This is a genomic window from Mycobacterium sp. C31M (genome assembly GCF_053345865.1).
In genome coordinates this window covers 385594-407466 of sequence record NZ_JBKFAX010000004.1, presented here as the reverse complement: position 1 = coordinate 407466, position 21873 = coordinate 385594, and the positions used below count along the sequence as shown (strand labels likewise).

Sequence of the window (21873 nt, the reverse complement as noted above, 5' to 3'; positions counted from 1 at the left end):
AATCTCGGCGTGAGATCGGCTAGCCCCAGACGCGGCCGCGCAGGATCACCAGATCCGGATTGGCGACGCCGACGTCGCGCGGGTCGTCGCGGAAGCACAGCAGGTCCGCTGAGGCGCCGTGCTCGAGTGCGGGTCGCCCGAGCCACGCCCGGGCATCCCAGCAGGCCGCACCGAGCGCCTCCGTCGGCGTCATCCCGACCCGGCGCAGCGCGGTGATCTCATCGCCGATACGCCCGTGGGCGACCATTCCGCCGGCGTCGGTGCCCGCGAAGATCGGCACACCGGCCTCATGGGCGGCACCGACCCGCTGGTGGCACGACGCGTACAGGTCACGCATGTGTTTGGCGTAGGTCGGGTACTTCGCGGCCTTGTCGGCGATGCCCGGAAAGTTCTCGATATTGATCAGCGTCGGCACCAGCGCGGTGCCGTACTCCAGCATCAGATCGATGGTGTCCTCGGTGATCCCGGTGCCATGTTCGATGCAGTCGATGCCGGCCTTGATCAGCCCGGGCAGTGCCTCTTCCCCGAAGACGTGCGCGGTGACCCGCGCACCCTCGGCATGCGCGGCCGCGATCGCCTCGACCAGCACCTCGTCGGACCACAGCGGGGCCAGGTCACCGACGCCCCGGTCGATCCAGTCGCCGACCAGTTTCACCCAGCCGTCGCCCCAGCGGGCCTGCTGCGCGACATACTCCGGTAGCTGCGACTCGTCCTCGATATCGATCGGCAGGCCGGGCATGTACCGTTTGGGCCGCGCCAGATGCCGGCCGGCCCGGATGATCCGGGGCAGGTCGTCACGGTCGTCGAAGCTGCGGGTGTCCACCGGCGAACCGGCGTCGCGCAGCAGCAGCGCTCCGGCGTCACGTTCGGTCTCGGCCTGTTCGACGGCCTCGTCGACACTGGTGGCCCCGCCGGGCCCCAGCCCGACGTGACAGTGCGCGTCGACCAACCCGGGGATGATCCAGCCTCCGTCGAAGACGGTGTCGGCATCGGCGACCGCCTCGGCGGACAGGTGACCGTGGGCCACCCACCACTGCACCTCCTCACCATCGGGTAACCCTCGGCCTCGGATATGCAGTGGTAGATGCATCGACCTTATTTCTGCCCGGGGAACTTCAGCTTTGACAGGTCGATATTGGCCAGGCCCGGCGGCAGCTCGTTGAGCCCCGCGGGCATGTTGGACAGGTCCGGGAACCCGGCGGGCATCCCGGCGCCCATCGGATTCTTCGGCTGGGTCGGACCTTTCCCTGTTTGTGGCCGGCCCTTCTTCTTACCGGCCTGCTTGTTCTTGCCCTTGGCGGCCTTGCGACTGGATCCGCCGCCCTTGCGCCCGAACGGCATTCCCATCTGGCCCGCCATCTGCGACATCATCTTGCGGGCCTCGAAGAAGCGGTCGACCAGCTGGTTGACCTCGCCCACCGACACGCCGGAACCGTTGGCGATACGCAACCGGCGCGAACCGTTGATGATCTTCGGGTCGGCACGCTCGGCCGGTGTCATACCGCGGATGATGGCCTGCACCCGGTCGAGCTGGCTGTCGTCCACGGCGGCCAGCGCGTCCTTCATCTGTCCGGCGCCGGGCAGCATGCCCAGCAAATTGCCGATCGGGCCCATCTTGCGGATGGCGAGCATCTGCTCCAGGAAGTCCTCCAGGGTCAGCTCGCCCGAACCGATCTTGGCGGCGGCGGCCTCGGCCTGCTCGGCGTCGAAGACCTGCTCGGCCTGCTCGATGAGCGACAGCACGTCGCCCATACCGAGGATACGGCTGGCCATCCGGTCGGGGTGGAAGACATCGAAGTCCTCCAGCTTCTCGCCGCTGGAAGCGAACAGGATCGGCACACCGGTGATCTCACGGACCGACAGCGCGGCACCACCGCGGGCGTCACCGTCGAGCTTGGTCAGCACGACACCGGTGAAACCGACACCGGCGCCGAAAGCCTCGGCGGTGGTCACCGCGTCCTGGCCGATCATGGCGTCGAGGACGAACAGCGTCTCGTCGGGATTGACGGCGTCGCGGATCGCGGCCGCCTGGGCCATCAGCTCGGCGTCGATACCGAGGCGCCCGGCGGTGTCGACGACGACGACGTCGAAGTGCTTGGCCTTGGCCTCGGCCAGACCGGCGGCGGCCACCGAGACCGGGTCGCCGGTGGTCATCTGGTCGATGGTCACGCCGTCCGGGGAGACGCCCGGGTGCGGGGCGAAGACCGACACCCCGGCGCGCTCGCCGACGATCTGCAGCTGGTGCACCGCACCGGGACGCTGCAGGTCACATGCCACCAGCAGCGGCGTATGCCCCTGTGCCTTAAGCCATTTGGCGAGCTTGCCGGCCAGGGTCGTCTTACCGGAGCCTTGCAGACCGGCGAGCATAATGACCGTCGGTGGGTTCCTGGCGAACGCGAGCTGACGAGTCTCGCCACCGAGGATGCCGATGAGCTCCTCGTTGACGATCTTGACGACCTGCTGGGCCGGGTTCAGCGCCGCCGACACCTCGGCGCCCTTCGCGCGGTCCTTGATGCGGCCGACGAAGGCGCGCACCACGGGCAGCGACACGTCGGCTTCGAGCAGGGCCAGTCGGATTTCACGGGCGGTGGCGTCGATGTCGGCGTCGGTCAGCCGGCCGCGGGCACGCAACCCCTGGAGAGCACCGGTCAACCGGTCAGACAGCGATTCAAACACCTGGTAAGCCTAACGGTCTGTCGAGATGAACTCACGGCGCACTCTGGCCTCGGGCGACATCTCGGCGTTAATCTGTCAACGCCCGATGACAGATATGGCCGGAGGCCCCGATGACAGCCCTAGACCTCCCCCTCAGCCAGGCACGCAGCACGTCTGCCGACGCCGAGAGCACGACGCATATCAGTCAGTGCACACTGTGCGAGGCGCACTGCGGTATCCACGTCACCGTCACCGACGGTCGGGTCAGCCGCATCGCCGGTAATCCGGACGACATCTTCTCCAAGGGCTACATCTGCCCCAAGGCCACCGCGATGGGCGCGCTGCACCACGACCCCGACCGGCTGCGCACGCCGATGCGGCGTGTCGGGGACTCCTTCGAGCCGGTGAGCTGGGCCGAGGCGTTCGACGAGATCGGCTCCCGGTTGCGCGCGGTCCGGCGCAAACACGGGTTCCGGGCGCTCGGCATGTACCTCGGCAACCCGGCCGCGCACAGTTCCGGTGCGCTCTACGGCCTGGCACTGCGCATCGCGCTGCTGACACCCAATTTCTTCTCGGCCTCGTCGATCGATCAGATGCCGCACGAGTACGCCGCCTGGCGGGTCTTCGGGTCCAACGCGCTGGTGCCGATCACCGATATCGACCGCACCCAGCGACTGGTCATCCTGGGCGCCAATCCGGCGGTGTCCAACGGGTCGCTGTCGATCATGCCCGGGGCCAAACGACGCATCAAGGCCGTCCGCGATCGCGGCGGCAAGGTGGTGGTCATCGATCCGCGCCGCACCGAGACCGCCCGCCTCGCCGATCAGCATGTCGCGGTCAAACCCGGTGGTGATGTGCACCTGCTGCTCGGCATGCTGCACGTGCTGATCACCGAGGACCTGTGCGACACCGCGACCATCGACCGGTGGGCGGCTGGTTGGGCCGAGCTGCGCGCGTTGGTCGCCGAGGCCACCCCGGCAGCCGTCGCCGAGATCGCCGGGGTGAGCGCCGAGGAGGTCCGTGCGCTCGCCCGCGAACACGCGGCCGCCGAATCCGCGGCCATCTATGCCCGCATCGGTATCTGCCAGCAGGAGACCGGCACCCTGGTCAGCTGGCTGGTCATGGTGATCAACGCCGTCACCGGCAACCTGGACCGCGCCGGCGGCACCATGTTCTCCACTCCCATCGTCGACGTTCCGCGGCTGGCCAAGTTCATGCCGGTCGGGCACGGCTGGTGGACCGACCGGTCGGGCCGCCACAAGGCATTCCGTACCGAGCTGCCCGCCGTGGCAATGGCCGACGAGATCCTCACCGACGGCCCGGGCAAGATCCGCGCGATGATCACCTACGCCGGCAACCCGGTGTCCTCGATCCCGCAGAAGGGTCGCCTCGACGAGGCGATGGGCGCGCTGGATCTGTATGTGGCCGTGGACATGTACATCACCGAGACCACCCGGCACGCCGACTTCATCCTGCCGCCGGTGTCACCGCTGGAGCGCGAGGATGTCGGCTTGCTGACCACGGTCTTCAGCGTGCGCAACAACATCCGTTATCAGCACCGCACCTTCGAACCGGTGCCCGGCGCGATGGAGGACTGGGAGATCCTGTCCCGGTTGACCTTCGAGTTGCTGCCCGCCCCGCTGCGCCGGCTCGCCACACCGTTGCGGGAGCGCTTCATCGCCGCCACCGACCCGCTGCGGCTGGCGGGCCTGGCACTGGCCACCGGCCCCTACGGCCGGCTGCGACGTGGCCGCAAGGGGGTGACCATGCAGGCCCTGCGGGACAGCGCCGGTGGTGTGGATCTGGGTCCGCTGCAGCCACGGCTGGACAAGGTGATCGCCACCAAGGACCACCGGGTGCAACTGGCCCCGGCCGAATTCGTCGCCGACGCGGCGGCCCGGCTGGCCGCGCGGCCCGACGGCCCCACCGACGGTCGTCTGCAACTGATCGGCCGACGCAATCTACGCAGCAACAACTCCTGGCTGCACAATGTGCCGACCATGACCGGCGGCAACAACAAGTGCACCGTGCTGATGCATCCCACCGACGCCGCAGCCCGCGGCCTGACCCAGGGTGACCTGGTGCGGGTGGCCTCCGAAGTCGGGCAGATCGACATCCCGGTGGACATCAGTGACGAGATGCGGGTGGGCACCGTCGCCGTGCCGCACGGCTGGGGACACCGCAACACAGGTTGGCTGCACGCGAATACGCTGCCCGGCGCCAACGTCAACGATCTGCACGACCCCGATCGGGTGGATACGTTCACCGGGACCGCAGCGGTGAACAACACCTGGGTGACGGTCGCCGCGGCAGACTAGCTCGCTTCGGAGACCTTCTTGCGCGGCGGTGTGGGCAGCACCGCATACAGGTCGCGTTCCAGTTCGTCACGGACCGCCTCGATGCGTGCCTCGTTGGCCTCCACCGATGGCACCACGATGCTGAACACATCGATCACCACCGAGCCCAGCGTGGTCACCTTGGCCCAGGTGATGTCGAGGCCGTCGCGTTCGATCACCGCGGTGAGGCGCGAAAGCAACCCGGGCCGGTCGCTGGCGCGCACCTGCAGCACCAGCTCGCCCGGGCTGTGACCGTCGAACCACAGGATGCGCGGCGGTGCAGTGGCATTGGTGACGGGCACCGATGCCGGGGTCTCCCCCGCCCGCGTCGGACCGGCCGCCGCGGCCTCCAGGTCGCGGCGTTCCAGGGTCTCGATGACGTCAAGGCCACCGTCGAGGGCCAGGATGAACTGCTGGCGCAGCAGCTCGGCGGCCGGCGGTATGCCGAAGTGCGGGGACACCGCAAAGGTGTTGATTGCCACGCCGTCTCGGCTGTTCACCGATGCCGAGTGCACCCGTAGCGAATTCAGGGCGAGCACCCCGGCGGCCTTGGACAGCAGCCCGCGCCGGTCGGGGGCGATCATCGTGACGTTGTGGATGTGCGGGCCTTCACCGGCCACCATCTCGACATGGACACCGGCATCGGCGGCCAGTTCCACATAGCGGGGTTCGACGGGGTCCGGGGTGGGCAGCGGCTCACCGGCCATCACCAGCCGGCAGCGGCGCACCAGATCGCCGATGAGTGAGGATTTCCAGTCGCCCCACACCCCCGGGCCGGTGGCCAGCGAATCGGCCTCGGCCAGCGCGTGCAGCAGTTCCAGCAGCAGCGAGTCACCGCCGAGTGCGTCGACGACGGCGGCAATGGTGTTGGGGTCCTGCAGGTCCCGCCGGGTGGCGGTATCGGGCAGCAGCAGGTGGTAGCGCACGATCTTGGACAGCACCTCGACATCGGAGGGCCACAAGCCCAGCCGGGTACCGATCTGGGTGGCCAGTTCGGCACCGATGACACTGTGGTCCCCACCGCGCCCCTTGCCGATATCGTGCACCAGCGCGCCGAGCACCAGCAGGTCGGGTCGCGACACCCGGGTGGTGAATGCGGCGGCCCGGGAAACGGTTTCGACGAGGTGTCTGTCGACGGTCCAGATGTGCACGACATCACGGGGCGGCAGGTCGCGCACCGCACCCCATTCCGGGAACAGCCGGCCCCACAGCCCGGTGCGGTCCAGCGCCTCGACGGTGGCCACCGCGGCCGGTCCGGCCGACAGCAGCACCAGCAGGTCCTTGAGCGCCTCCCGCGGCCACGGGGTGCGCAGTTCCGGTGCGGCACCGGCCAGCCGGCTCAAGGTGGATGCGGCGATCGGCAGCCCGGTGGTGGCCGAAGCGGCGGCCACCCGCAGGATCAGGCCCGGATCGCGTTCCGGTCGGGCGTCGCGGGCCAGGATGACCTCGCCGGCGTATTCGATGACGCCCTCGTCGAGCGGGCGTCGGGTGGGGCGGCGCAATGCCGCGAAGCCGCGCTTGGGCAACGCGTTTCCGGCGGTGCGGATCCCGGCGTCGACGTAGTAGCTGATGGTCCGAGCGGCATCCGAGATGGCCCGGGCCAGGTCGAAACGGTCCCCGATGCGCAATGCGGCGCCGATCTCGTCGGCGTACTGGGCCAGCACCTGTTCGCGGCCGCGTCGTGAGACACGGTGCAGTTCGGTGCGCACATTGAGCAGCGACAGGTGCGCCCCGCCCAGGGTGCCGGTCGGTGAGGCCAGCAGCCGGCTCGGGTACACGTCGGCCAACTGGGCGATGGCCAGCGCGTTGAGCAGCTGGACGTCGCGGATACCGCCGCGGCCGTTTTTCAGGTCCGGCTCGGCCCGGTGGGCGATCTGCCCGCTGCGTTCCCAGCGGGCGTTGGTGTGCTCGACGAGTTCGTCGTAGCGTCCCGCGATCCCGATGCGCCACTGCCGCCGCGCACCGCCGGTCAGCAGACCGGACAGTTCGGAGTCGCCGGCGATGTGGCGGGCGTCCAGCATGGCCATGCCGACGGCGATGTCCTCGCCGGCGACCTTGAGCGCCTCGGGGACAGTGCGCACGCTGTGGTCGATACGGATGTTGGCGTCCCACAGCGGGTACCACAGCAGTTCGGCGACCTGACTGACGATCTCGGGCGGCATGTTGTCATGCAGCAGTGTCAGGTCCAGGTCGGAGTACGGCAGCAGCTCGCCGCGGCCCAGCCCTCCGGTGGCCACGATGGCGAATCCACTGGTCGGCGTGATGCCGATCTCGGCGGCCTTGGTGGACAACCAGAATTCGTGCAGATCCAGCAGCGCATCACGCAGTGCCGACGAATCCAGTTGCTTGCCACCAGTATTGACCAGTTGCTCGGTGGCCTTGGCCAAATCAGTGGCCGGACGCGGCGATCCCGCCGCCGGGGCCTCCCATCGGGATGCCCCAGCGGCGGGATCTCTTGTCTGATCAGTCATTTCGGTTCCTCCCCCGGCCCTACACTCGAACGTTTCTACTGCACGGCCGGGAAACGACCTCCATCACTGTGTGATCAGAGTGCGTCGACTCCCCGCTCACCGGTACGCACGCGCACAACGGTGTCCACGGGGCTCACCCACACCTTGCCGTCTCCGATCTTGCCGGTGCGGGCCGCTTGGACGATGACGTCCACGACCTTGTCCACGGCCGAGTCGTCGACGACGACCTCGACGCGCACCTTGGGCACGAAATCCACCGAGTACTCCGCGCCGCGGTAGACCTCGGTATGACCCTTCTGGCGCCCGTAGCCCTGCACCTCACTGACGGTCATACCGAGGATGCCCGTCTGCTCCAGGCCGGTCTTGACGTCTTCGAGGGTGAATGGCTTGACGATCGCAGTGATCAGCTTCATTTAGTCGATTCCTTCCAGAACTGAAGTCAATTGTTCCCGATCATGCGAGTTCATAAGCGGTTTCCGCGTGCTCGGTCTCGTCGATACCGGTGTCTTCATCTTCCTTGCTGACCCGCCAGCCTAGTGGCTTGACCACGAAGGCGATGATGGTCGTGAGCACCGCGGTGAAGACCAGCGCGACAACGGCAATGACAATCTGGACGACCAGTTGCTCGTAACCGCCGCCGACGAACAGGCCCGCATCGGTGGCGAAGAAGCCCAGCGACACCGTGCCCCACAGACCGGCGACCAGGTGGACGCCGACGACGTCGAGCGAATCGTCGTAGCCGAACTTGTACTTCAGGCCGATGGCCAGCGCAGCCAGGATGCCGGCGATCGCACCGACGACCAGCGACCAGATCGGGGTCAGGTTGCCACACGCGGGGGTGATGGCGACCAGACCGGCGACCACACCGGAGGCGGCACCGACGCTGGTGGCATGGCCGTCGCGGAACTTCTCCACGATCAACCAGCCGAGCATGGCGGCGGCGGTGGCGGCGGTGGTGTTGACCCAGACCAGGCCGGCGAGCATGTCGGCGGCGCCCTCAGAGCCGACGTTGAAGCCGAACCAGCCGAACCACAGGATGGCCGCACCCAGCATCACGAACGGGATGTTGTGCGGACGGAAGGCGGTCTTTCCGAAACCGGTGCGCTTGCCGAGGAGGATGGCGAGCACCAGCGCGGCCATACCGGCGTTGATGTGAACCACGGTGCCACCGGCGAAGTCGATCGGCGCGACGTTGGCCGCACCTTCCTCATCGACACCGAACATCTTGGCCGCCAGGCCGATATCGGAGCCCGACAGCAGGCCGCCGCCCCAAACCATGTGCGACAGCGGGAAGTACACGAAGGTGACCCACAGGCCGCCGAACACCAGCCAGGTTCCGAACTTCATCCGCTCGGCCACCGCACCGCTGATCAGGGCGACGGTGATGACGGCGAAGGTCAGCTGGAAGGCGACCCAGACGATGGCGGGCACGGTGCCGAAACCGCCGAGGACGTAGCTCTCGACGCCGTTGATCTCGCGCGCCTCGGCAAGCTGGTTGACACCGAACAGCGCGAACGGGTTGTCGAAGAACAGGCCGGGCGTCTCACCGGTGTGGCCGGCCGAGAACGACATCGAGTAGCCCCACAGGACGTAGATGACGCTGACCAGGCCCAGCGATCCGAACGACATCATCATCATGTTCAGCACGGACTTCTGCCGCGACAGACCGCCATAGAAGAACGCCAGGCCCGGCGTCATGAACAGCACCAGGGCGGCGGATGCGAGAACCCACGCCGTGTCGCCTGCACTCAGCCCGTCTGGGCCGAATGGCAGAAAGTTTTCGTCAGGTATGGCCAAGGCCACGTCAAGCAAGCCGGGAACCACTTTGTTTGAACCTCCTCGGGATTTCGCCGACGAATCGGCCTCCCGAAGAGACTCTTTTGCCCTCGTTTCATCTGTGGTTCACAGATGTTTCTTCGGCGTGAACGGATTCCCATTGTCTGTTACACCTGTGTTTCCCCGTTGCGAAGTGTGCTACCCGAGGAGCGCATCGACGAACGCGGCGGGCTCAAAAGGCGCCAGATCGTCGGGCCCCTCACCCAGTCCGACGAGTTTCACCGGCACCCCGAGTTCCTGCTGTACGCGGAACACGATGCCGCCCTTGGCCGTCCCGTCCAGCTTGGTCAGCACCACCCCGGTGATGTCGACGACCTCGGCGAACACCTTGGCTTGCGGCAGGCTGTTCTGGCCGATGGTGGCGTCGAGCACCAGGAGCACCTCGTCGACCTTGGACCGCTTCTCGACGACACGTTTGACCTTGCCGAGTTCGTCCATCAGGCCGGTCTTGGTGTGCAGCCGACCGGCGGTGTCGACGACGACGACGTCCGCGCCGGTTTCGATGCCCTTGTCGACGGCGTCGAAGGCCACCGAGGCGGGGTCGGCCCCCTCCGGCCCGCGGACCACGTCGGCGCCCACCCGCGACGCCCAGGCCTGCAGCTGATCGCCGGCGGCGGCGCGGAAGGTGTCGGCGGCCCCCAGCACGACGCGGCGGCCGTCGGCGACCAGCACCCGGGCCAGCTTGCCGACCGTGGTGGTCTTACCGGTGCCATTGACACCGACGACCAGCAGCACCGACGGCTTGTCGGCGTGGGGCAGGGCGCGGATGGAGCGGTCCAGCTCGGGACGCAGCTCGCCGATCAGCACCTCTTTGAAGATGGCGCGTGCATCGGCCTCGGTGCGTACTGAGGCGCTGGCCATCTTGGAGCGCAGTGAGGCCAGGATCGACTGGGTGACCACGGGGCCGAGGTCGGCGATCAGCAGGGTGTCCTCGATTTCCTCCCAGGAGTCTTCGTCGAGGTCACCGCCGCCGAGCAGGCCCAGCACGCCGCGGCCCAGGGTGCTCTGCGACTTGGCCAGGCGCCCGCGCAGGCGTTCCAGGCGGCCCTCGCTGGGGGCGATCTCCTCGACGACCGGTACGGGCTCGGGTTTCGGTGTGGGCTCAGGCTCGGGTTCCGGGGTCGGCTCAGGGACGGGCGCCGGTTCGGGTTCCGGGGTCGGCTCGGGCTTCGGTTCTGGCTTCGGCTCCGGTTCGAGGACCGGCTTCGGCTCGACGGTCGGCGGTTCGACGACCGGCGGCTCGGGCAGTTTGACGTCGGCAATGGTGCGCTTGGGGGCGTCACGCGGGACGGCGGCGTCGTCGCCGACACCCGGCAGACCGGTCGGGTCGACCTTGTCGGCCGGTGGCGCGGTGCTCGGTCCGCTGAACGTGATGCCCGCCGAGGCCTTGTAGCCGCCCGACTTGTCGAGCTGGGTGGTGGTGTCCGGGGCGGACAGGGTGATCCGCCGCTTGCGGTAGCGCACCAGTCCGACGACCAGTGCGACGACGACCAGGACAGCGACGACCGCAAGCGCGATCCACAAGGCATCTGACACGCCGCCATTGTCTCAGGGGCGGTTGTCCGCGGGTGCCACGGGACACTGGTGCCGTGGGTTCGGGCAGGTTCGACGCGCTGATCGCCGAGGGTGAGTCCGCCGATGTCACCGGCTGGGATTTCGGCTGGCTCGACGGGCGGGCCACCGAGGAACGACCGCCGTGGGGTTATGTGCGACTGCTGGCGTCGCGGCTCGGCACCGTCGCGGCCGCACTGGACATCCAGACCGGCGGCGGCGAGGTGTTCGGTGAGGCGCTGGTCGCCGCTCGTTCGCGGCCGCGGGTGCTGGCGGCCACCGAGGCCTGGCCGCCGAATGTCGCGGCGGCGACACGACTGCTCGACGGTGTCACGGTGGTGGCCGCGCCGGAGGACACGCTGCCGTTCGCCGAGGCGGCGTTCGATCTGGTGAGCAGCCGTCATCCCGCGACGGTGCCGTGGGCCGAGATCGCCCGGGTGTTGCGGCCGGGTGGCAGCTACCTGGCCCAGCATGTGGGTCCGGCGAGTGCGTTCGAGTTGATCGAATTCTTCCTGGGACCGCTACCTGACAGCCGACGCAACCGCGAACCCGACGGTGAGGCCGCCGCAGCGCGCGCCGCGGGATTGGAGGTCGTCGACCTACGGACGGCCCGAACCCGCATCGAGATCTTCGATATCGCCGCCGTCGTGTACCTGTTACGCAAGGTGATCTGGTGGGTGCCGGACTTCTCGGCTGAGCGGTACCGGGACCGGTTGGCCGACCTGCACCGGCGCATCGCGGCCGACGGATGCTTCGTCGCGCATTCCAGCCGGCATCTCATCGAAGCCCGCTTGCCGAGGACGGGTGTGGCAGTCTCGTGCGGGTGACGATCGGCCCCGGCTTCGATGACCGCATTCAGGTCCGCAAACGTCGACACATCGACGTGTGCCTGTCCGAGGCCGTGCAGTACCAGACAGTGACCACCGGGCTGGAGCGCTACCGCTTGCCCTACAACTGTTTGACGCAGACGGATCTGACCCGGATCGACCTCGGCGTGAAGTTCCTGGGCAAGTGGCTGCGGGCGCCGGTGCTGATCGGGGCGATGACGGGTGGCTCCGAGTTGTCCGGGACGATCAACCGGCACCTGGCGGCCGCGGCGCAATCGCTCGGTATCGGGATGATGCTGGGTTCGCAGCGCATCATGCTCGGCGAGGACTCGGTACCCAGTTTCCACGTCCGCGAAGTCGCCCCGGACGTGTTGGTGATCGGCAATATCGGGCTGGCTCAGCTGAGCCTGGAGATGGTGCCCGAACTACGCCGCGCGCTGGATGGTGTGGGTGCGGATGCCCTTGCGGTGCATACGAATCCGTTGCAGGAGGCGGTGCAACACGATGGTGACACCGACTTCGCCGGCTCGCTGACTCGGCTGCGCGAGGTGGTCGATGCGATCGGCTATCCGGTGCTGCTCAAGGAGGTCGGCCACGGGATCGGGGCGGCCGCAGCCCGGTCGCTGGCCGGTCTCGGGGTGGCCGCGGTCGATGTGGCCGGTGCGGGCGGCACGTCGTGGGCGCGGGTGGAGCAGTTCGTGCGCTACGGCACCATCGATGACCTGGGACTGGCCGAGTGGGGCATCCCGACGGCGCAGGCCCTGGTCGAGGTGCGTTCGGCGCTGCCGACGACGCCGCTGGTGGCCTCCGGCGGCATTCGCACCGGCATGGACGCGGCCAAGGCGATCGCGCTGGGCGCCGATGTGGTGGCCGTCGCCCATCCCCTGCTGGTGCCGGCCATCGAGTCGACGGCGGCCGTCGAGGAATGGCTGGGCAGGTTCATCGCGGAGTTGCGGGTGTGTCTGCACGGGTGCGGGGCCGCTGATCTGGCGGCGTTACGCGCCGTCGGCGTCGACGCTATCTAAAGCCACAGGTACAGCGCGGACAGCAGCGCCCACATGCCCACGCAGTAGGTCTCGAACGCCGCGCGTAGCGGCAGCGGGGCGTGCCGCAGTTCCATGAAGTCCAGACCGACGAGGCGCACCTTGATGGCGGCGATGCCGAGCACGACGACGGCGATCAGCGAGCCGGTGCCGTGTTCGGCGCCGACGGCCCAGGACAGCACCGTGGCGGCGACCAGGAACAGCCAGCTGGCGCCGGCGCGGTTGCGCAGCAGATTCAGGGCGGTCATCTCAGCTCACCAGGTACAGGAGGGCGAACAGGAAGATCCACAGCAGGTCGACCAGGTGCCAGAAGCAGGCGGCGCCCTCGACCAGTGCGGTGCGGGTGTCGCTGAGTTCGGTTCTTCTGGTTTGGGTGAGCACGAAGGTCAGCGCGCCGAGGCCGAGGCAGACGTGGAACAGGTGCAGTCCGGTGAGAATGAAGTAGTAGAGGTAGAAGTCGTTGGCGCCGGGGCCGTGCCCGGCGGTACCCAGTGAGATGTATTCGTAGACCTTGAGTGCGATGAACAGCACCCCGAAGGCCATCGCGGTCGCCGTGGCCTTGGTGGCGAGTGCGCGGTGGCCGGCGCGCATGGCGTTGAGGGCGAGCACCACACATAGCGAACTGCTGAGCAGCACAAGGGTATTGATGACGCCTACGCCGATGTGCAGAGTCGTGCGGGCGTCGTCGAACACCTCGGGGGCCTTCGCGCGTTCGACGAGGAAGGTGACGAAGAAAGCGCCGAAAACGAGCATGTCGCCGAAAAGGAAGACCCAGGTGCCGCTTTCGCCCGGGATCTTTTTGTGGATGGGCGGCGCTTTGGTGGCGGTCACGCGGCGACGAGGGCTTGTTGTTCCGCCTTGATGGAGTTCAGCATCACCGCGGTGGTCGAGAACAGCCACACCACCAGGACCAGGCCCGGGATGTAGAAGGCGAAGATGCCGTCCCAGGCCAGTGGCCCGTCATTGAAGACGACCACGACGCACCCGGGTAGCGACAGCGTGGCGACCCAGAGGTTGAGGTAGCCGTACCAGCGCGGGAAAGTCGGCGGGTCGGTTTTGTCCATGAAGGCCGCGCCGGCCAACGTCAGATTCTGGATGATGATGGTGCCGACGATGCCGATGAACCACAGCCAGAAGACGTCGTTGAGGGCCTGGGTCAGTTCGGCCGAGCGTTCTTCGGGGCGGTAGGCGGCGACGCCGAGGAAGAACTGCGGGAACAGCAGGGCCGGGACGAAGACGGTGGCGGCCATGAGTTGGGTCATCGACAGCATGCCGAAGCGGCCCTCGACGCGGCGGATGCGCAGGATGATCGCGGCCAGGAATGGGAGTGCGAGGACGGCGCTGAGTAGTGCGCCGGAGACGCCGAAGCGGATCCACAGCTTGTGGTCGACGAAGAAGGCGGCGATCTCGTCGGCCGAGGCGGCCGGTGACAGCGGCGGGAACAGTTGGGCGATGCCGGAGAAGCTGGCGCCGTAGAGAAGGATCATGACGGTTCCGCACCAGGCGCCGATGCGTTGCAGGGTCAGCTCCACTGCCTGGACGCTACCGGTATGCGGTGTAAGTTTTGTCACTTTTGCCATATTGGCTTCCTGCATCCGCAACCAAATTGGTGCATTTGCTGAGTGCGATGCGTGCCTACGATGAGGATGGTTTCACGGGGAGGAAGTGACTGGTGGGTGCGCTCGAAGGGTTTCTGTCGACCTGGGACAAGGCCCGACAGACCTTCGGTTCCGGTGTGCCACAGACCGGTGCGCAGTTCGACCAGAGCGCCCAATTGCAGCAGTTACAGACCACGGTGCAGACCGCCGCGCCGGGATCGGCGTGGACAGGGACGGCCGCCAACGCCTACGGCGCGGCCAATACCGAACACGCCCGGGTGCTCGGCGAACTGGCCTCGCTGGACAAGCGACTGGCCGCCCAGGTCAACCAGTCCGCGCAGGTCGTCACGATGGGGCGACAGAATCTCGACACCTTGCGTCAGTGGGTCGTCGATGCTGCCGCCTCGGTGCCGCCGGGTAAGAACCGCGAGCAGTTGCTGCTGCCCATCGTCTCGCGCGGCCTGTCGGAGTTATCCGGCATCGTCAACACCTCGAACACCGAGCTGAACCGGGTCGCCGGTGACATCACCAAACTCGGGACCGAGTGGGATGCGTTGCAGGATCAGAAGTTCGGCGGGACCGACAAAGAGGAGAAGCAGGACAGCGATGCCCAGATGCTGGGCGATGAGGAGGCGCACGCTCTACCGATCGAGCAGCAAGCCGCTCGCGACGTTGAGGAGGCGCTCAAGGACGGCGACTCCGGATCGGCCGAGCGGGTGAACAACGTCCTCGACTCCATCCAGCCGGGCACCGCTCTGACACCGGAACAGAATGCCTACCTGACTCAGATGCAAAAACAGCAGAAGGGCATGAGCGTCGACGAGCTCACGGACGCACGAGATGCGCTCGGCGACAACAAGAACATCCTCGCCGACTCCTGGCAGCTGATGAGTAACGACGATGTCGAAATGATGGGCGCCGAAGGTCCGGTGACCGGGTCGGCCAGTCAGTTGCCGGACAGCGTCCAGAATGCGCTCGACAACGCCGGGTCCAGCCTGACCGGCGACTACGGCGGCCACGGCACGACGCTGCAGTACGGCAAGGAGATCACCGACATCGCCGGAATCGTCAAGGACGGAGACCCGAAGCTCCAGACGGGCACCGAACTCGACCGGAAGCTCATCGTCGCCGCGGACAAGATCATGGATGTGCCAGACCAGTACGGCACGTACGACGATCGGAAGACCACGGCGCAAGCGATCCTCGAGGCCATCGATGACGACCACCAGATCATCAATGACCATCTCATGGGCCGCAACGGCGTCGATGTCGATGACTTCCTGCACGACATCAACACCACAGAATGGGAAGACGACGGCAAGGCCGCGGGGTACCTGTTCAGTTGGACCGGTGAGCTTGGACCCGATGGTCAGCCGTCACAGATGGCCGCGGAAGTCGCCGACAGATACGCCACATACCTGGGCGAGCACAGGCCCGAGCTGATGAATATCGACGGCCAGACGCTAGGGCAACTCAACCCCGAACTGACCGAACGGTATGCACAAGGGCTCGTACCGTTTGTGGACGACATGGCCGGGGTCGGCGACACATCGAACTTCACGATCGACAAGGACGACGACCGCGAAGACGGTCTGATGCCCAACGCGAAGGGCGTCTTCGCCGTCCTCAATACAGACGAAGACGCCGCAGGCGTGATCAACGAGGCAGCATATCGGGAAGCGATCAAGCACGAGACTGCGTTTGCCATGAACCCCCAAGATCCAAACGCGCATTCACACATGTACGCCGCGGCCACAATGCGCGGCCTCGTCGATGTTGGCGCGCATGAAGCATTCCAAGCTTTTCAACAAAATGGATACGATGCGACAGTAAACGAGACTCAGTGGAAGAAGAACGGATTCGACGCGGCCGTCGCTGGCTTGAGCACCGGCGCTTCCACCATCCCCGGAGCCGGGATAGTCGCCGGACCCGTAATCGGCCAAGTAGGATTCGTCTTCGGCCAACAGCTATTCGAGAACGCGCCTCCTCCTGTGGATAGGCCACTCCCAGATATGACGACGACGCGAGCCAGTGAGCAGATCCTCAACTCGATGCTTGCTGCGGGGCATCCACTCTCGCTACCAGAAGGCTGGGTTGACCGCACCGACCCGGAGAACCCACGTCTAACCAGGCCACCGGGCGTAACCGACGACATCTACGCCACCACTCTGAATGGGCAAGTCGGCGAGCAAACTTCCGTGTCAAATGCGAAGGGCCCGGACGAGGTGTACACAAACCGGTACAACAACGTCACCCAAGATCCTGACATCGAATCGGCCCCGAAGACGGACGGAGAGAGTTGAACCGACGACACCAAAAACGTCTGATCGCTAGCACTTTGATGCTGACGATGATGATCGGCGCCGGTTGCCAGTCGCCCGAGGCAAAACTGCCGCATACAGAATCAGCACCTGCCGGGTGGCCAGAAGCTTTGAACGACTTCACCGTAGTGTGGACAGCCGAGCCAGACATCGATCTACTCCATGGACCCGCCGTTCCCGTGCGCGCCTACATGGAATCCTATTACTTGGCAGCTCTTACTGAAGATACAAAGTATCTGTATCCAGGATTCGCACAATCCGTGGATGCCAACAGCTCCGACGGTCCAGCCGGCACTGAAGACCTCTGGCCTACGCCCAACCGTCCTAAAACATGGGTCGGGACGCTACGACACCACATACTCCGGATCGATCAATCCGGCCGAAACGCAGAAGCTGTTGCCTGTGCCTACATGTACGGCACCGCAGCCGAGGAGGATGGCGACTATCACGCAAACGTCGGGGGTGTAGGGCCAGGCGCGGGCATCCGTGCATTCCGAATCGAATTGGTTTCACCCGAGAACGCCGAGACCCGTCCACCCCAACAAGGCCCAGCACGCACTCCGTCAACGAACGTGTTCGGGGGCTGGCATATCGGCAACTTCCAAGGGGGGCACTTCGCGCTGGCTGAATGGGCCAACGAATCAGAAGACCAAGTCGAGTGTGAAGCACGGGCGGACCGCCCCCCAGCAGACCGCGATTTCCGTCCCGGGAATTCCTATCCCCGATCTGATTTCCCCACCTCGCCGGCAACACCGGGGTGGCCAGCCGAAACCACACCACAGTGAGAGACAGCGAGTGGTCCGTTCAGCCCAACACCAGCTGCGACGGCACGGTGAAAGAAGTGCGCAGGGTGCGTTGTCAGCTCACTTAAACTGGCAGACGGGCCAGCGTGGCTAGCATCAGACTGTTGATGTTCGACGACGATGGGGGTGGGTTGGTGACGGCGCGCAATTCTCAGAGGTGGCGCCAGTGACGAATCCTCCGCCGCCGGGCAACTGGGGACCGCCGCAGCCCCCATACGGCCAAGGTCAACCGCCGTATGGGCCTGGACAGTGGTCACCGCAACAACCGGGGTGGGGGCCGCCGCCGACGCCGCCAAAGAGCAACGTCCTCAAATGGTTGCTGATCGGCGTTGCAGTGTTGCTGGTGATAGCGATCTCAGTCGGTGCGACGCTCTTAGTTACGCGTGACGGCGAGAATGGACCGACGCACACCGCCAATGGGACTCCGCCCGCGACCGGTGATATCGCAAGCACAAACGATACTGGTCCAGTTTCGATCATCACCGAGGACCCCACGTGCGCGCCGTGGCGCCCTATATCGACCACGCTATCTAATCAACAAGATCAAGGCTGGAAGGATCGTGACATCACGATTCCCGCTGAAGATTGGACCAGCGACCAATCCGCCATTCATAAAGCGGTGGCAGAAGCGATGTCAATCGCTGCAGATCAAACCATCGCTCTTGCCAAAATGACTCCTCATCGAGTTATGCGCGAACTTTATGAACAATCGATCGCGTACTGGCGAGCGTACGCAGCAGCCGTACCCAGCTACACAGAGAAAGATAATGAATTGGCCAAAGTCGCGAACGCGACCGCCAACACTTTGATCTCAATCTGCGCAGCGATCGACCAAGGCTCAGCTGCCGCTCGTGCACCACTTTCCGCCCCCGTTGGAGAACCATCTAACAAATCACCTACAACTGATATCGACAACCCGCCTTTGTTCATGGCTTCTGGCCCAAACGACGAGTGCAGTAGATGGGCGGATCTGCAACTCGAATTTGAGAAGAATGCCACGCCATGGGTCAATCTGGACCCAAACATCCCGGCGAGCAATTGGACTGCCGAACAACGATCATCCATGGAACGCATGGGTAAACTTATGTCTGAGTACGCTGATGATCTCGAATCCACCGGCCGGGTTAGCGGCGATCAGACCTTCGAGGACCTCGCCGTCCTATCGGCGTCATATTGGCGAGCGTTTGTCAACGCGATACCTACCTATGAACCGGCTGACAGCTACCTGTCGGGTGCTGCATCGTCATCCGGTTTTGTTCCTTTCAACGCATGCGCGGCTGTAGGTAGCTAATTGCAATGGGCATTGGTAGGCCGGCAGGCAAATATGCGGAAGAAATGCTGGCGAATGGCGGCTGGCCCGATGTCGACGAAACTGAGTTTCTGAACCGCGCTGTCGAACTCATCGATGTCCTACATCAACTCACCACCAGTCTTGAGTCATGGCTCCATGAGCAGACCGAAATCGGATCAGGCTCGATCTGGGCAGGTAGCGGCGCTGCTGCAGGAACTGCGGCAGCCCAACAGTCGATCGACGTGATGATAAACAAGCAGGCTGCTCTTGTTCGGATTGTGACGTGGATGCAGAATCTGTTTACCGTCATATTGAATACCAAAGTTGCGATTCACACTCGAGTTGCTGCCTGCCAAGCAGAGATCGCTGCGCTCGAAGCAGCCAGCCTTAAGCCTGAAGTTCGGTCGGATAGGATTGCCAAACTAATCGACGCTACGCGCGAAGCGAACGTCGCTGACGTTTCTGCTGCTGCCAAGTCTGCTGCGCTAGCAGACTGGACGTTGTCGCAACGCGACCTCGCGAAATCGCTAGAAAGCCTGCTTCGAGCATCCGGTACGAACGCACCACCGTCGACGCCCCAGTCTCAATCTAACTTCGTCAATTCGACGGCCGCTCCCAAACCAATGGATCATCCGCAGACAGTGACGAATCAGGCGCCCACCCTATTGCGTGAGCAACAAGTAAGTGCCGATCCATCACCTAAGGCAGCTGCACCGCCGTCGACTGTCACCGAACCCCAACAGCCGGCGTCCGAACCAGCAGAAACTGTTACAAACCAAGCGCCCGTCCCTAACGCGCCGCCAGTTTCGCCAGCCCAACCCGGCCCTGCCGCTACGCCACCAATCCAAACCGTGTCGAATCAAACGCCGGGACTTCAAGCTCCACCACCTCCAGCGCACAGCGGTGGAACTGGTGCAAATCCTGTCAGCCCCAGCTCGACGCTCCCCGGCCAACCAGCCAATCCCATCTCGGCCGGTCCCAAAGGCGGTTCCCCTGGCGCCCCCAGCCTCGGCTCCAGCGGTGGCGGCTCCAGCTCCGGCGGCGGCGGCCTGTCCGGCGGCGGCGCCTCTGGTGGTGGCTCGCAGTCCCCCGCTGCCTCTGCCGGCCCGAACACGAACTCCGGTGCGGCCCCGGTCAACACCCCACAACAGGACTTCCAGAAGGGGTTCAGCGACGTCACCAAAGCCGCCGGCAACACCTCGGCCCCACTGACACAATCCCCACTCAGCTCACCCTCACCGGCGGCCGCGCCGCCCCCACCGGTCTACCAAGCACCGGACACCTCAAGCTCCACTTCCCCGGCCGCCGCGGTCAATCACACCAGCGGTCCCGCCGCCCCCAGCGCCCCGGCCGCCGGACTCTCAGCACCCCCGACCGCGGCACCCTCCATGCCCCTGGCGCCCCCGGCCACCCCGGCCCCAGCCGCACCCGTGGCCCCCACCGGCGCCGGACCGCTCGGCCCCGGCGTCGCTCCCGCATCCACCAACCAAGGTGCCGCCGGCGCCGCGGCCGCACCGGTCCCCATCTCGGCCGCCCGCGCCGAGCGCGACGCCATCGCCGCCGCAGCCACCGCCGGCGCTCTGCGCCGCAAAGGCAACAACCCCCGCCAACTCGCCCGCCACATCGCCGCCGCGCTCAACGTCGGCATCACCGACCCAAGCCTGTTCTGGATCACCGCGACCACAACCGACGGCCACATCCTGGCCGCCAACAACTACGGCCTGGCCTACATCCCCGACCACGTCTTCATGCCCCCACAGGTCAAGATGGTCACCGCCGACGAATCCATCCCCGCCCAAGTCCGCGGCACCTGGGCCACCTACCCGCTGCTGGCCGTCCAAGAATGGGCCCGCCACCACAACGCCACCCTGCAAGCCGTCTGCGGCACCGAAGAAAACCTCAAAGGGTTCGACCTCGGCGCCGCCCGCGACATCCTCACCCCCGAGGACATGCCCGACAACGGAAAAATGCAGGGCCGCAACAAACTTGAAGTCATCGCTCCCGACGTCGCCGCCAAACTCGCGACCATCGGCCCCACCGGACTGGCCGAACTCCTGCCGCCGGCACCGGCCGACAACACCCCGCCGCCAGGCAACCGCATCAACCTGCTGCTCGAAGTCTGCAAACCGCTGCTGTCGGCGAACCCCGACCGCGCCGGCGCCCACCTCAAAGCCATGGTCAATTACGCCAACTACCTCCAGGCAGTCGCGCTCCACCGCGCCCACACGGCGCTGGATCCCGACGTTCAGCGGGCCGCGATCACCGATTGGATCTACTGGCAACACGTCAGCGTGCTGACCTCGGACGCCATATCCGCGATGGCCACGTAGTACTACGGGTAGTACCGCTTCTGCAGGGGCATTGTCGCCCCAAATTCGGCGCGCGACCGCCCGCCGCTACAGGTTGACGGTGGGATCGCTTTGCGAGCGTGACTCGGGCCGCTCCACCGGGGCGCGTTCGCCGATACCGTCGGCAACTGAACGCTCTTCGTCCTTCTCCTCGGACGGCGGTTCCGTCGAGAACTGCTCGACGATCTGCTGCACCTGCTCACCGACCTGCTGCGCGCCCTGCATCATCGACTGCGGCAATGATCCGGCCATCCCCGCGACCTGCTGCGGAATCTGCCCGGCCTGCTGTGCCATCTGCATCGGCATACCGAGCATCCCGCCCATCTGGCCACCGATGCCGCCAGCAGCCGAAGAAGCCGTCGATGCTGCCGCCGGCACCGCAGCGCTCGCAGCACCACCGGAAACAGCCGCGCCAGAAGCACCTCCGCCACCCGAAGAACCGCCGGCAGACGGCAGCTGCGAAGCCTGTCCTTCGATCGTCTCCTTGAGCTTCGCGTCGGCCGTCGCGTATCGCTGCGCCGCCTCGATCACCGACTCCGCGGTCCCGATCGCCGCGGCCTTCAGCGGCGGCAACCCCTCGATGATGGGTGCCTCGGCCTTGGGTACATCGGCGGCCAACGCCTGCGACAGCGCATCGGATCCGTACGACGGGGTGAACGGCTCCGGCGCATCTGGCAAGCCCTGCGCGGCACTCAGCAACCGCTCCCCCGCCGCCTTGAGCAGTTCGGCGTCCACCTTCAACGGTTCAAGCGTCATCGGGCCCCCTCCAACCCCAAAAACCCTACCGGAGCGC

The 21873-nt window shown here is 66.0% G+C and carries 16 protein-coding genes; 6 read left to right on the top strand and 10 right to left on the bottom strand.

Annotation, left to right across the window (positions count from 1 at the left end):
• Nucleotides 1-19: 19 nt before the first annotated feature.
• Together ACLBYA_RS09030 and ffh are read right to left on the bottom strand one after the other, a co-directional pair.
• Nucleotides 20-1090 carry an amidohydrolase family protein gene (locus tag ACLBYA_RS09030; RefSeq protein ID WP_447709031.1) on the bottom strand — a complete coding sequence of 357 codons (1071 nt, stop codon included), beginning with the start codon at nt 1088-1090 and terminating at the stop codon, nt 20-22.
• Between the two features lie 5 nt (nt 1091-1095).
• The gene (gene ffh / locus ACLBYA_RS09025; RefSeq protein ID WP_447709030.1) at nt 1096-2676 is read right to left on the bottom strand and encodes a signal recognition particle protein; all 1581 of its coding nucleotides are present in this window, start codon (nt 2674-2676) and stop codon (nt 1096-1098) included.
• Between the two features lie 110 nt (nt 2677-2786).
• Between ffh and ACLBYA_RS09020 the strand changes: the two genes are divergently transcribed.
• Nucleotides 2787-4973, top strand: a complete 2187-nt coding sequence (locus ACLBYA_RS09020; protein WP_447709029.1) for a molybdopterin-dependent oxidoreductase — start codon at nt 2787-2789, stop codon at nt 4971-4973.
• On the opposite strand, the gene ACLBYA_RS09015 is transcribed toward ACLBYA_RS09020, so the two are convergent.
• The 4 genes from ACLBYA_RS09015 to ftsY form a co-directional block, all read right to left on the bottom strand.
• Nucleotides 4970-7462: a [protein-PII] uridylyltransferase gene (locus ACLBYA_RS09015; protein ID WP_447709028.1), complete on the bottom strand. Its 2493-nt coding sequence runs from the start codon at nt 7460-7462 to the stop codon at nt 4970-4972. The genes ACLBYA_RS09020 and ACLBYA_RS09015 overlap by 4 nt on opposite strands.
• 74 nt (nt 7463-7536) lie before the next feature.
• The gene (locus ACLBYA_RS09010; RefSeq protein ID WP_030133509.1) at nt 7537-7875 is read right to left on the bottom strand and encodes a P-II family nitrogen regulator; all 339 of its coding nucleotides are present in this window, start codon (nt 7873-7875) and stop codon (nt 7537-7539) included.
• A gap of 40 nt (nt 7876-7915) precedes the next feature.
• Nucleotides 7916-9265 (bottom strand): ammonium transporter, encoded by a 1350-nt coding sequence (locus ACLBYA_RS09005; RefSeq protein WP_447709086.1) that lies wholly within the window; start codon nt 9263-9265, stop codon nt 7916-7918.
• Nucleotides 9266-9436: 171 nt separating this feature from the next.
• The gene (gene ftsY, locus ACLBYA_RS09000) at nt 9437-10834 is read right to left on the bottom strand and encodes a signal recognition particle-docking protein FtsY (RefSeq protein ID WP_447709027.1); all 1398 of its coding nucleotides are present in this window, start codon (nt 10832-10834) and stop codon (nt 9437-9439) included.
• A 53-nt stretch (nt 10835-10887) separates the two neighbouring features.
• On the opposite strand from ftsY, the gene ACLBYA_RS08995 reads away from it, so the two are divergent.
• Both ACLBYA_RS08995 and fni read left to right on the top strand, forming a co-directional pair.
• Nucleotides 10888-11676 carry a methyltransferase domain-containing protein gene (locus ACLBYA_RS08995; RefSeq protein WP_447709026.1) on the top strand — a complete coding sequence of 263 codons (789 nt, stop codon included), beginning with the start codon at nt 10888-10890 and terminating at the stop codon, nt 11674-11676.
• On the top strand, nt 11673-12701 hold the full coding sequence (gene fni, locus ACLBYA_RS08990; RefSeq protein ID WP_447709025.1) for a type 2 isopentenyl-diphosphate Delta-isomerase: 1029 nt from the start codon (nt 11673-11675) through the stop codon (nt 12699-12701). The genes ACLBYA_RS08995 and fni overlap by 4 nt, the downstream gene beginning before the upstream one ends.
• Here the strand turns inward: fni and ACLBYA_RS08985 are convergent.
• The 3 genes from ACLBYA_RS08985 to ACLBYA_RS08975 are packed head-to-tail and all read right to left on the bottom strand — an operon-like array spanning nt 12698 to nt 14206.
• Nucleotides 12698-12967, bottom strand: coding sequence for a cytochrome C oxidase subunit IV family protein (locus ACLBYA_RS08985; protein ID WP_447709024.1), 270 nt, complete (start codon nt 12965-12967; stop codon nt 12698-12700). The two genes, fni and ACLBYA_RS08985, sit on opposite strands and share 4 nt — an antisense overlap.
• Before the next feature lies 1 nt (nt 12968).
• Entirely contained in the window at nt 12969-13550 is a 582-nt protein-coding gene (locus ACLBYA_RS08980) for a cytochrome c oxidase subunit 3 (RefSeq protein WP_447709023.1), read from the bottom strand.
• Nucleotides 13547-14206: a hypothetical protein gene (locus ACLBYA_RS08975; protein WP_447709085.1), complete on the bottom strand. Its 660-nt coding sequence runs from the start codon at nt 14204-14206 to the stop codon at nt 13547-13549. Before ACLBYA_RS08975 ends, ACLBYA_RS08980 begins: the two co-directional genes overlap by 4 nt.
• Before the next feature lie 185 nt (nt 14207-14391).
• On the opposite strand from ACLBYA_RS08975, the gene ACLBYA_RS08970 reads away from it, so the two are divergent.
• The 3 genes from ACLBYA_RS08970 (at nt 14392) to ACLBYA_RS08960 (ending at nt 21062) form a co-directional block, all read left to right on the top strand.
• Nucleotides 14392-16620, top strand: a complete 2229-nt coding sequence (locus tag ACLBYA_RS08970; RefSeq protein WP_447709022.1) for a TPR repeat region-containing protein — start codon at nt 14392-14394, stop codon at nt 16618-16620.
• 987 nt (nt 16621-17607) lie between these two features.
• On the top strand, nt 17608-18732 hold the full coding sequence (locus ACLBYA_RS08965; protein WP_447709021.1) for a hypothetical protein: 1125 nt from the start codon (nt 17608-17610) through the stop codon (nt 18730-18732).
• A 1388-nt stretch (nt 18733-20120) separates the two neighbouring features.
• Complete coding sequence (locus ACLBYA_RS08960; protein WP_447709020.1) at nt 20121-21062, top strand: secretion protein EccK; 942 nt, start codon at nt 20121-20123, stop codon at nt 21060-21062.
• Nucleotides 21063-21128: 66 nt separating this feature from the next.
• On the opposite strand, the gene ACLBYA_RS08955 is transcribed toward ACLBYA_RS08960, so the two are convergent.
• Nucleotides 21129-21836 carry a hypothetical protein gene (locus tag ACLBYA_RS08955; RefSeq protein WP_447709019.1) on the bottom strand — a complete coding sequence of 236 codons (708 nt, stop codon included), beginning with the start codon at nt 21834-21836 and terminating at the stop codon, nt 21129-21131.
• Nucleotides 21837-21873 lie beyond the last annotated feature (37 nt).